Annotated in this window: 9 protein-coding genes and 1 pseudogene; 9 read left to right on the top strand and 1 reads right to left on the bottom strand. The window is 38.4% G+C overall.

Going from position 1 to position 12,205, the window contains the following annotated elements:
• The first annotated feature begins 63 nt into the window (after window positions 1-63).
• The 7 genes and pseudogenes from NQ505_RS03580 to NQ505_RS03550 all read left to right on the top strand — a co-directional run.
• On the top strand, window positions 64-1,788 hold the full coding sequence (locus NQ505_RS03580) for a DUF5722 domain-containing protein (protein ID WP_004324345.1): 1,725 nt from the start codon (window positions 64-66) through the stop codon (window positions 1,786-1,788).
• Window positions 1,789-1,825: 37 nt separating this feature from the next.
• Entirely contained in the window at window positions 1,826-4,018 is a 2,193-nt protein-coding gene (locus NQ505_RS03575) for a DUF5722 domain-containing protein (RefSeq protein WP_008998172.1), read from the top strand.
• Window positions 4,019-4,501: 483 nt separating this feature from the next.
• Window positions 4,502-4,855 (top strand): ATP-binding protein, encoded by a 354-nt coding sequence (locus NQ505_RS03570; protein WP_004324348.1) that lies wholly within the window; start codon window positions 4,502-4,504, stop codon window positions 4,853-4,855.
• A 3-nt stretch (window positions 4,856-4,858) separates the two neighbouring features.
• Window positions 4,859-5,284 carry an ATP-binding protein gene (locus tag NQ505_RS03565; protein ID WP_004324349.1) on the top strand — a complete coding sequence of 142 codons (426 nt, stop codon included), beginning with the start codon at window positions 4,859-4,861 and terminating at the stop codon, window positions 5,282-5,284.
• A complete protein-coding gene (locus NQ505_RS03560) occupies window positions 5,281-5,454 on the top strand; it encodes a hypothetical protein (RefSeq protein WP_004324350.1) in 174 nt (57 codons plus the stop codon). Before NQ505_RS03565 ends, NQ505_RS03560 begins: the two co-directional genes overlap by 4 nt.
• Before the next feature lie 422 nt (window positions 5,455-5,876).
• A complete protein-coding gene (locus NQ505_RS03555; RefSeq protein WP_004324351.1) occupies window positions 5,877-7,076 on the top strand; it encodes an ATP-binding protein in 1,200 nt (399 codons plus the stop codon).
• Window positions 7,077-7,166: 90 nt separating this feature from the next.
• Window positions 7,167-7,469: pseudogene (locus NQ505_RS03550) on the top strand (AAA family ATPase); the annotation flags it as partial.
• A 157-nt stretch (window positions 7,470-7,626) separates the two neighbouring features.
• Here NQ505_RS03550 and NQ505_RS03545 read toward each other — a convergent pair.
• Window positions 7,627-8,238 carry an HU family DNA-binding protein gene (locus NQ505_RS03545; protein WP_004324353.1) on the bottom strand — a complete coding sequence of 204 codons (612 nt, stop codon included), beginning with the start codon at window positions 8,236-8,238 and terminating at the stop codon, window positions 7,627-7,629.
• A gap of 602 nt (window positions 8,239-8,840) precedes the next feature.
• On the opposite strand from NQ505_RS03545, the gene NQ505_RS03540 reads away from it, so the two are divergent.
• Together NQ505_RS03540 and NQ505_RS03535 are read left to right on the top strand one after the other, a co-directional pair.
• Window positions 8,841-10,919 carry a BT4734/BF3469 family protein gene (locus NQ505_RS03540; protein WP_008998170.1) on the top strand — a complete coding sequence of 693 codons (2,079 nt, stop codon included), beginning with the start codon at window positions 8,841-8,843 and terminating at the stop codon, window positions 10,917-10,919.
• A 78-nt stretch (window positions 10,920-10,997) separates the two neighbouring features.
• Window positions 10,998-12,131 (top strand): AAA family ATPase, encoded by a 1,134-nt coding sequence (locus NQ505_RS03535; protein ID WP_008998169.1) that lies wholly within the window; start codon window positions 10,998-11,000, stop codon window positions 12,129-12,131.
• Window positions 12,132-12,205 lie beyond the last annotated feature (74 nt).

The raw sequence follows: 12,205 nt of genomic DNA, 5'->3' as shown, positions 1-12,205 counted from the left end.
TTTTTCAATCGTATAGTCTATCTTTGTACGAAAGAATCCTAAACCTGTTATTTTTATTTACTTATGGGCATATTTGAAAATCGATCACTCGTAAGCAGTGATAGACTGAAGCGATTGTTGCTTTTTGTATTGTTTTTGTTATCTGGACTAATGTTGTTAGTTGGATGTCATGAAGATCAAGAGGAAGAAGTTATATCTTCAATTTATAATGAAGATGATCTGAAATATGAAGATAGCCTGAAACAATATTTGCGAAATACTTATCCCTCTGTTATAAATAAAGTATCTGTAACAGAATCCTCTATTGAAATTGTGGGTAACTGTGTGGGTGAAGGGCATTTTTATTTGGGTGAGATCCCTCCTTATTTGGATGTTACAAAGATAGACAAGGCCCCATATAAGGTAGAGTTGACTGAAGCATCGTTTAGTATCGTATTAGATCGTTTTATTGAAAGAGAAGGTGTTTTATATGATCGGTTATTGTCAAAATGGGCTATTTTTCAAATGACAGATCTAGCAGACCAATTGGTGTCTCATGCACGACATGCAGATGAAATTTGGGCATATCAACATTTATCTCCTATTACATTGACTTCTAAGAAAGGACTGGGAGGTCTTACTGCAAATTCGTTTATATCAGATTTAAGTTTATTGGGTATTAGTAGTGCTACAATTAATGTTTGTATTACTCATTTTATGCATCTTACTCCCAAAGCAGGAGATATAGAACATCTGTATGGAGGAAAAACGTATTATATGGATGAAGAGTATCTCAATAATACTTTAGACAAAGTTTTATTAGAAGCAACAAAAAAAAGGAATATCTCCGTTGCGGCAATTATTTTAATTGATCCGGCTTCACGAAGTGTAGATACGGGAATTGGAGAATTATTACAGCATCCGGATTATAGTGAAGGAACTTATACGATGCCTAATATGACAACTTTGGAGTCGGTAAATTGCTATGCTGCGGCACTTGATTTTTTAGCTAGAAGGTATTGTAGATCAGATAATCGCTATGGACGTATCTCTCATTGGATTATGCATAATGAGGTTGATGGTGGGCTCTCATGGACAAATATGGGGGTGAAGCCTGTTACTATTTTTTCGGATACTTATATAAAGTCTATGCGTATGTGTTATAATATTGTGCGTCAGTATGACGAACATGCAGAGGTGTTCGCTTCTTTTTCACATTCGTGGACCGATATTTCTAATGTGGGATGGTATACTAGTAAAGACATTGTTGATTTGTTGAATACTTATAGTCGGGTTGAGGGAGACTTCCAATGGGCTATGGCATATCATAGTTATGCGCAATCATTATTTAATCCTTGTACATGGCTTGACCCGGATGCAACTTACTCTATGGATACAAAGTATATAACATTCAAGAATTTAGAGGTGTTGAATAAATGGGCTTTGTCTAAAGAAAATAAGTATAAAGGGACTGTTAAGCGTTCTGTATGGCTTTCAGAGGCAGGTGTAAATTCTCCTACATATTCAGATGAGGATTTTCAGAAACAGGCGGCAGGTTTTGCTTACGCATGGAAAAAGATAAACGCATTAGAAGGCATAGACGGAATACAATGGCACAACTGGTTCGATCATCCAGGTGATGGGGCTTGCTTGGGGTTGCGTAAGTATCTGGATGCAACTTATAATGGAGAAGCAAAGCCGGTTTGGTATGTCTATCAAAAAGCAAACACAGAAGAAGAAGATGAATATTTTGAACAGTTTCTATCTGTAATTGGAATTTCTGATTGGAATATTATTGAAAAATTTTAATCTATCTGCATTATTAACTAAAACTGAAATTATGAAAATGTTAAGTATTATTTGTGCCAAAAAGCTGGAATACGTTGTAAGGCGTTGTGTTATGCCGTTGTTAATACCGTTTTTAATTGTGAATGTGATTTCTTGTGGTGATGATTTTGTGGAAGATACTGGAGGAGGTTCTATACCTCCTGAAGAGATCATAACTCCTCCTGTTTATATGCTATTAGATGGTCCATATAAGTCAGGGGTAGTTTTAACTCGAAATGAGGATGATAGTTATATTATAGAAACTATTGATGGAGATCCGTGGGTTACGGGTGGCCGATTTAAGGAAGACATTCCAGAGGAATGTAATGTGCTTGAGTTTGAATACCAGACAATGATGGGTATAAGTAATCTGGAACTTTTTTTCGCAGATGCTGAAACCAATATTGATGCTTCTCATAGCATGAGTGCAGGGGAAGTTCCGGGTACTGAAACATGGAAATCTTTTAGCGTGCGTTTAAAACAATATCGTAAAGATTTTGATTGGGGGAAAAAGGGCGATTATTTGCGGATAGATTTTGGTAATGTTCCTGATAATACGATACAAATACGTAATATATGTCTGCGTGTAATGAATGAGGAGGAAAGGAAGGAAGAGGAGGAAGAAGATAATGAAATTCTCAATAAGGAAAAATATGAGCAAAATATAAAAGACTATCTAAATAAGGATTATAATTGCCATGTGACTGATATCACCGTCGGGAAGGACATAATTAGTGTCCGGGGAAACTATCAGGGGGATGGAATTTTCTTTTTAGGAGAAATACCACCTTTTGTTGATATGTTTAAAGCAAAAAAGATAGAATCTATATATAAAACAGTTTTGTCACAGAATTCTTTTGAAATCCATTTGAATCGTTATGCGGCTATTGGTGGTTATCAGTATGATCGTTTGTTATCTAAATGGGCAATATTTAAGGAAGGAGTAGAAAAAGATGAGCAAGTATCTCATGCTCGTTATGTGGGGGCAGATGGAATTTATGTAAAACAAAATGTTGAAGCTATTCCATTAAAGTCTAAAAAAGGATTGGGGGGACTTATAAATCATGAGTTTCTTGCATCAGATTTAGATGAATTAGGAATCAGCAGTGCTACAATAAATATTCCTATTACAAATTTTATGCATCTTTCTCAACAGTCGGGAGATATTCCGTATGTGTATGGGGGAGTAACTTATTATTTTAATGAGGAGTATCTTAGAAGTGCATTTGATGTGGTATTGGAACAAACTAGCCAGCGCAATATTTCTGTTGCTGGTATTTTGTTGGTTTCTCCTGAAGGAGATGCCGGAGAACTTCTGAAACATCCGGATTTTAATGGCATAGCTCCTTATACCATGCCTAATATGACCACTATGGAGTCTACGCAATGTTATGCTGCTGCGCTTGATTTTCTGGCACAAAGATATAGTAAACCTGGTATGCGTATTGCGCATTGGATTATTCATAATGAGGTGGATGGAGGTAGCCATTGGACAAATATGGGAGATAAACCAATTGCTACATTTATGGATACGTATCTTCGTTCAATGCGTATGTGTTATAATATTGTACATCAATATGACCAGAATTCAGAGGTTTTTATTTCTTTCTCTCATGGATGGAATATTGCTGCTGGGGGCGGTTGGTATAAGGTCAGAGATATGCTTGACTTTATGAATCTGTTTAGTAAAGCAGAGGGAGACTTCTTTTGGTCATTGGCATGCCATAGTTACCCCGCTCAATTGGGGAATCCTTGTACTTGGGATGATGCTCAGGCTACTTTTTCTATGGATACAGAATATGTGACATTGAAGAACCTTGAAGTATTGGATAAATGGGTTAGTGTCCCACAAAACCAATATAAGGGAGGCATCAGGCGTTCTGTGTGGCTTTCTGAGGCTGGAACATGTTCTCCAAGTTATGCGGATAAGGATTTGCAGAATCAAGCTGCTGGGTTTGCTTTTGGGTGGAAGAAGATCAATGCTTTGGAAGGGATTAATGGAATCCAATGGCATAGTTGGTTCGATCATCTGGGTGATGGTGCTCGTTTAGGATTACGTAAATACAATGATGCGGAATATCAGGGGGAAGCTAAACCGGTATGGATGACTTATCAAAAAGCTGGTACTGATGCAGAAAATGAGTACTTTGAACAATACTTGCAGCGGATTGGTATTGATAGCTGGGAAGGTATCATTCAGAAGATTCCATAATGTTTATTATTTAGGACTATATTGCTAGATATTGTAGTGTAAGTAGTTGGCTATTTCTGTTCTTATTTTTTGATGCCTCTGATGTTTTCTTATAAATTATGTGGTTTATATGGGAGCAAGGATATGATTGGCACTATAATTTTGATGTGCGTCTATTATTCAATAAAAGAATATATTATATCAAACAGATCTTGGATATAAGATGGGGTCTTTAAAATAAGTGGAATCTGTTATTTGTTGGTTATCATAATTATGTTTCTTAGTTAAATGTTTTTTGATACTATCTTTGGCTTAAAGGTTATTCGTATATGCATTTTGACTATGAAATTATCCGCTATATATTAAAGAATGAGTATTCTTTTTCTGTGAGGATTATGATAGATATAGAGTAAATTGCCGAATAAAACTAGCATTTTCTAGAAAAACTGTAGCTTTCATTCGGCAATTTACTCTATATTTTTCTGTATAACCCCAAAACAAGAAATGATGGATACGCTTTATAGGTCATACCGAATGTTGCTTAGCAACATATCCACTGAATTTATCCGTTATCTCCATGATGAGATAGAGTGGAGTAGTAGGCTTATTGCTATTTTAGGTCCACGCGGTGTTGGTAAAACAACTATGCTTTTGCAACATATCAAGCTATATGATAATATCGACGAGACCTTGTTTGTGACAGCTGATGATTTGTATTTTGCAGAACATAAACTGATTGATCTGGCGATGGACTTCTATCAGCATGGAGGAAAAAAACTCTATATTGACGAAATACATAAGTATGCTGGTTGGGCTCGGGAGATAAAGAATATATACGATCTGATTCCCAAACTGTAAGTCGTGTATACTGGTTCCTCTATATTGGATTTGGAAGTCGGAGAGGCTGATTTGAGTCGTAGAAAGTTGGAATATCGTATGGTGGGGTTGTCTTTCTGCGAATACCTTGCCATTTCGTATGGTTATCATTTACCAGTTTATTCTTTAGAGGATATACTGAAACATAAAGTAGATTTTCCTTATGTCGAGGCGCGTCCTATTTTGTTGTTTAAGGAGTATCTGCAACATGGCTATTACCCTTTCTTTCAGGAAAAGGGATATTTGCTTCGTTTACAAAGTATCATTAAGCAGACTTTGGAAAATGATATACCGACTTTTGCGAATATGAATATAGCGACAGCATTGAAATTGAAAAGACTGTTGTATATCATAGCGAAAAGTGTTCCGTTAAACCTAATTTTACCAAGTTGGCGACTTTGCTTGATATGAATAGAAATACAGTTTCCGATTTGATGTGTTATCTGGAAAAGGCTGGAATAATTAATCAGCTTCGGGCAGAGACGGAAGGTGTCAGACTTTTAGGCAAAGTGGACAAGGTGTATCTGAATATTACGAATTTGTCTTATGTGCTTTCTGACAATACACCAGATGTCTATTGAGGTCGCTTTCTGCCATTTTGTATGCAATCATTCTTTTTATATAATCACTTGATCCCTTACTGGCAATTCTTTTCTGCTTATATAAATGTTCAATGTTAAATAATCGCTACTATTTCTTTTTTGCATATGTTATTCCAATTCTGATAAGAAATGTTTCCTTTCTTGACCCTTTGAAGATTTGAGAGTGCATCGTTGACGGTAAAACTCTTACGTCTCCATTCCATTGTGGAATAAAAGGTTTCAGGAATTCTCCGTAAGTATTGTATCAGGTGGAACATTATATGGTAGATATAGGCTTGAGACACCTTTTGTTGAAAGCGTGTTCATTTGCTGTTTGCAAACAGCAAAAAGTGAGAGAAAATGCTGTTTGCAAACAGCAAATGATTATCTTTGTATCTCATAATACTAAGATATAGGAATATATGGAAACTCTTTTTGCAAAACAAGACCGTTTGTTGTTATTGACATCGACTGAAATTATAAGGACATTGATGCATCGAATCAATTGGGATGCTCAGTTGGTGGCTATTAGAGGGCCTCGAGGAGTGGGAAAAACGACTTTAATGTTACAGTATATGAAACTGCATTATGAGGTTTATAGTAGGGAAGTGCTCTATTGCACACTGGATTCTGTTTATTTCTCTAATCATACTTTGCTGGAATTGGCGGATGTATTCGTAAAGAATGGAGGAAAGCATCTCTTTCTGGATGAGGTACATAAATATCCGACTTGGAGTAAGGAGATAAAAGAAGTATATGACATGTATCCCGATTTGAAGGTTGTGTTCAGCGCGTCCTCTTTACTCAATATATTAAATGCTGATGCCGACTTATCCAGACGCTGTATCCCTTATGAGATGCAGGGGCTCTCTTTCCGAGAATTTCTATTGTTTTATAAACAAATGAGCTTTCCCGTATGTACGCTGGAAGAAGTCTTGACCTCGCCCGAAAAGATTTGTTCGGAAGTGAATAAAGTGTGTCGCCCTTTACCTCTTTTTAAAGAATATCTGCAATATGGATATTATCCGTTTTATTTGAAAAATCAGATAGATTATTATACAAGTATAGAACAGGTTGTTAATTTTATTGTAGAAACGGAATTGCCCCAGTTGTGTGGAATTGATGTGGGTAATGTGCGTAAGATAAAGGCCTTGTTGGGCATTCTTGCAACTTCTGTTCCTTTTGAGGTGGATATTTCCAAATTGTCAACAACTATAGGTATTCATCGTAATACTGTCATCGAATATCTGAATAGCTTGGAAAAGGCGAAACTGCTCCATTTGCTATACGCGGATCTATTGTCTGTTAAGAAGATGCAAAAGCCGGATAAGATTTTCCTGGATAATCCTAATCTGCTATATGCTTTAGCTTCTCATCCTGTGAAAATAGGAACGGCACGTGAAACGTTTGTGGTCAATCAACTTTCGTGTGACAATGAAGTGGAGTACGGGAAGAAAACCGGAGATTTTAGGGTCAATGGAAGATATATTTTGGAAGTTGGTGGTGAAGGTAAAACGTATGATCAGATTGCAGATGTGCCTGATTCTTATATTTTAGCTGATGGAATAGAAACGCCTTACAGGTGTAAATTGCCGATTTGGATTGTCGGCTTCCTGTATTGACGGGGAACCTGCAGGAAATATTCTTTCTTATAATGTCTGGGGCGTAAATAAACGTGCATAAGCGGTTGATGGTAAGGTTAGAGTAGAGTTGCCGAATCTACCAATCCTATCCCGGTGATTTATCAGAGCGGATACCTCACCATTAAGGGGCATGATGAGCGTTTTGGAATATATCGTTTAGGTTTTCCTAATCGTGAAGTGGAGGAAGGATTTATCCGTTTTCTCCTTCCTTATTATGCGAACGTCAATAAGGTGGAGTCTCCTTTTGAAATTCTGAAATTTGTTCGTGAAGTGCGTGCCGGTGATTATGAATCTTTTTTCCGTCGCTTGCAAAGTTTCTTTTCGGATATTCCCTATGAGCTTGCACGCGAGCTGGAGTTACATTGTCAGAATGGATATAAAATATTTGTTTCTCATATTCTCATAAATATGACCTAAGTGCCAGATAACTAATAGAATAAACTATGAGAAATGTTTTGAAAATCGGCATTTCTCATAGTTTTATTCACGAATTAGCCTTCATTTGGCTTATTTCTCATACCCGTTGAACTCATTTCTCATAATGCCCCGGGGTTGGTATATAAATAGGCTGTGTGGGCTTGCCTATATTCTGTAAGTAGCCCTGTGCCTTTAAGCGACGGATTTGTCTGCTGGCCATACTTTGAGTGAAACAGCAGAGTGACTGCATATTGGAACGGGTCAATACGGGGTGATTGGCAAAATATCCAGTGAGTTTCTTGTCGATCTCTTCTTCAGAAAGAGAAGCGGAATGTGGTTTGTATTTCGAACGTCGTAAATGAGTACTCATGCACAAACTTTTTAAATCTCTGTCAGCTTGGAAGTTAATGGACTTTAATCTTACTTTGTCTGCACGGGTGGTAAGTGAGTGCACGGGTTCGGTAGCCTGTAATGTAACCTGGAAATAGCCGATCCCATCCAGGTGTACTCGTTCTCCCTCGCACAGATGGTTGCCCATGCATCTGCTCAATTCCATTAGCATGGCTTCTACTTCCGCTTTCCCGAAAGTAGTTGCCATGTGGATTTCTCTTGCCAGCTTTTGAGTGGTTACATGTTGAAAATTAACCACCCGTGGGTGATAACTAGGTTCTTCCCCTTCTTTTTCCGGTTGGGGATTCTTATAAAACTCGAATTGTATTGCCATCTTTGTTTTAATTTAATGGTTATTTATATGTTATGTACTGATGCTCTTGGTGTATCTTGCTTTTATTCTTTTATTATTCAACCGCTATCCTGATTGTTCCACTACAGTGAACGGTTCTTTTCACTCTAGTAGACAGAACTTTTTACTGTAGTGAACAGGCCTGTGCACTGTAGTGGGACGATTGGGATGTTCTTTCAAAGATACGACATTATTAGGTGAAAAACAAGTAATTAACTAGTTGTTTACATGAAAGAAATAGCTAGATGTTTTGTAAGATAAGCTTGGTGGGTAAATAGGAGAATAGCTGTATCTGACTATGAGAAATAACCTGAAAGAGTATGAGAAATAGCGGTTTTTTGAAGGAAATTGATGAGGAAAGTATGAGAAATACCTGTTCTAAAAATGTTTCTCATAATGTAATTCTTTGATTACGAGTGCTTTATCTGGAATCTATGAGAATGTGAGAAATAAAATTGAAAAATCTTTTCTAGTAGAGAGATTGAATAAGTATCCCCGGAAAAGTTGGTTGTCTGTAATATTCACAGTATATTTGTATCGTAATAATCGCCCTACAAACACATGCAGGACAAATAAATGAAGTAATGAGAATAACACTGGTGAGAGACGATGGCAAGGTGAACACTATGCGTACGTTGAGAATTGAACAGCTCGTGGAGCAAATGAAAGTGGAAACCAAAACACAGCCCGTCTCAAAAATGAGAGAAGTCCTGCCTTTTATGCTTCCGGGTGATAAAAATGACTATGTACAGAAAGTACCGAAGCTGATACCTGCAGCCGCCTTTTTTCGCAAAGGTGGTATCACGACGATGAGTGAATACAACGGAATTGTGATGATTCAGGTCAACAACTTGTCCGGGCACATGGAGGCGGATGAAGTGAAAGAACGGGTAAAGGAACTTCCGCAGACTTACTTAGCTTTCACCGGTTCTTCCGGGAAGTCCGTGAAAGTATGGGTGCGTTTTACTTATCCCAATGATCTTTTGCCGACAACTAGTGAGGAGGCGGAGCTTTTTCATGCGCATGCCTATCGGTTGGCAGTGAAATTTTATCAGCCACAACTCCCTTATGATATTGAACTGAAAGTACCTTCGTTGGAACAATATTGTCGTTTAACTTTTGACCCGAACTTGTATTTTAACCCCGAAGCAATGCCTATTTATATGAAGCAGCCTGCAGCTATGCCGGGTGAGGTGACTTATCGCGAACGGGTGCAAACGGAAACTTCGCCGTTGCAACGGCTTGCGCCGGGATATGAAAAATGTAATGCGCTTTCTGTACTTTTCGAAGCTGCTTTTGCACGCGCGCTGGATGAAGAGACTGATTATCAACCGGAAGGAGACAAACAATCGCTGTTGATTAACCTTGCAGGACATTGTTTCCGTGCCGGTATTCCTGAAGAAGATACAGTACGATGGTCTCGTGCCCATTATCGTTTGCCGAAGGATGATACATTGGTTCGGGAAACCGTACGAAATGTATACCGTACTTGTGAGGGATTTGCAAGTAAGAGTAGTCTGTTGCCAGAACAATTATTTGTCATGCAGATGGACGAGTTTATGAAGCGGCGTTATGATTTTCGTTTCAACCAGTTGACATCACAAGTGGAATGTCGCGAACGGAATAGCTTTAATTTTTATTTTCATCCGGTGGACAAACGGTTGATGGCAAGTATTGCAATGAACGCGCATTATGAAGGGCTTAAGCTTTGGGATAAAGACGTAGTACGCTATCTGAATTCGGATCATGTGCCGGTTTATCAGCCTATCGAAGAATTCCTTTACGACCTTCCTCATTGGGATGGTAAGGATCACATCGGTGATCTTGCCAAGCGAGTTCCTTGTGATCATCCTCATTGGGCAAAATTGTTTCGTCGTTGGTTTCTCAGTATGATAGCGCATTGGCGTGGAATGGGAAAGAATCATGCAAATAGTACTTCTCCTATATTAATAGGTCCACAGGCTTATCGTAAGTCTACATTTTGCCGGTTGATTTTGCCTCCATGTTTGCAGGCTTATTATACAGATAGTATTGACTTTAGCCGGAAGCGGGATGCCGAGCTATATTTGAATCGCTTTTTATTGATAAACATGGATGAGTTCGATCAGATTGGTATCAATCAGCAGTCTTTTCTCAAGCATATTCTGCAAAAGCCTGTTGTCAATACGCGACGCCCGAATGCTTCAGCAGTAGAGGAACTCCGTCGGTATGCTTCTTTTATAGGCACGAGTAATCATAAAGATTTGCTGACGGATACTTCCGGCAGTCGTCGTTTTATCGGTGTTGAGGTGACGGGAGTGATCGATGTGGTCCGCCCTATTGACTATGAACAATTGTATGCGCAGGCAATGGCATTGCTGCGTAGTAATGAACGCTACTGGTTTGATGAGAAGGAAGAGGCTATCATGACGGAAGCTAATCGGGAATTTGAACAGTCTCCGGTGATTGAACAATTGTTTCAGGTATATTACCGGGCAGCGGAAGAGGAAGAAGAGGGAGAATGGTTGCTTGCTGCAGATATATTGCAGCGGATACAAAAAGCAAGTAAAATGAAATTTTCTTCCGGGCAAGTTAATTATTTCGGGCGTATCTTGCAGAGATTGGGAGTAAAGTCGTTCAGGAAAACGCGCGGGGTTTATTATCATGTGGTGCCTGTTGAGTAAGGATAATGATGAAATAATGTATAGTAGATGGCTTTTATTATTTTATAATAATTATCTTTGCGTAATAACGTGAGATGTATGAAGACTATGATAAGAAATCCTTTTATAACAAGCGGATATGTCTCTGCTGATTATTTTTGCGATCGCCGTTTTGAGAGCGAACAGTTGGTGCGCGAGATGATGAATGGGAATAATTTGGCTCTTGTCTCTACCCGGCGAATGGGAAAGACAGGGCTGATCCGTCATTGCTTTCAGTTTCCTGAAATTAAACAGGGTTACTATACCTTTTTTATTGATATATATGATAGCCGTTCATTGCGTGATTTGGTCTTTGCACTTAGTAAGGAGATTCTGGAAGTGCTGAAACCTGTGGGGAAGAAAGCTTTGCAGAGCTTTTGGGAATGTGTGAAATCTTTGCAAGCCAGTATCTCTTTTGATGTGAATGGTATGCCTTCTTTGAATTTGGGGCTAGGGGATATACAAGCTCCGGCTACTACACTCGATGAAATCTTCCGGTATTTGGAACAGGCGGATAAACCTTGTCTGGTTGCAATTGATGAATTCCAGCAGATTTCCGGATATGTAGAGAAAAATGTGGAAGCTACTCTTCGGACCTATGTGCAACATTGTAATAATGCACGTTTCATTTTTGCAGGGAGTCAGCGGCATGTGATGGGAAATATGTTTTTAACGCCTTCCCGGCCTTTTTATCAAAGTGTATCAATGATGCATTTGGAGAGTATTCCTTTAGAAGAATATATTCGTTTTGCAGGTACTCATTTCAAGCGTGCGGGCAAAGAAATAGAAGAAAATGCTATTATTGCGATTTATCAACAGTTTGAGGGAATCACATGGTATATACAAAAAGTGTTGAATACGCTTTATGACATGACTCCGGAACAGGGAGTCTGTAGAGTTGAAATGGTGCCAGGCGCTATTCGGCAGATTATTGATTCATTCAGATATACTTATTCGGAGATTCTTTTTCGTTTGCCGGAAAAACAAAAGGAGTTACTGATTGCTATCACTAAAGAGGGAAAGGCTAAAGCTGTCACTTCCGGTGCTTTCATTAGAAAATACAGACTGGCTTCTGCTAGTTCAGTCCAGGCAGCACTAAAAGGGTTACTGGAAAAGGATTTCGTGACTCAGGAAATGGGAATCTGTCAGATATATGATCGTTTTTTGGGGATTTGGCTGAAAGAGAATTATTAAGTCATTTTTCATTTATTGAAGAACGCTTTTCGATAAATCGCGTTAATAATTAGCTGAAACTACTGTCTGTTAAT

The organism is Bacteroides sp. D2, assembly GCF_025147085.1.
In the GTDB taxonomy this organism is placed as follows: Bacteria; Bacteroidota; Bacteroidia; order Bacteroidales; family Bacteroidaceae; genus Bacteroides.
This window is presented reverse-complemented; position numbering and strand designations above follow the sequence as displayed.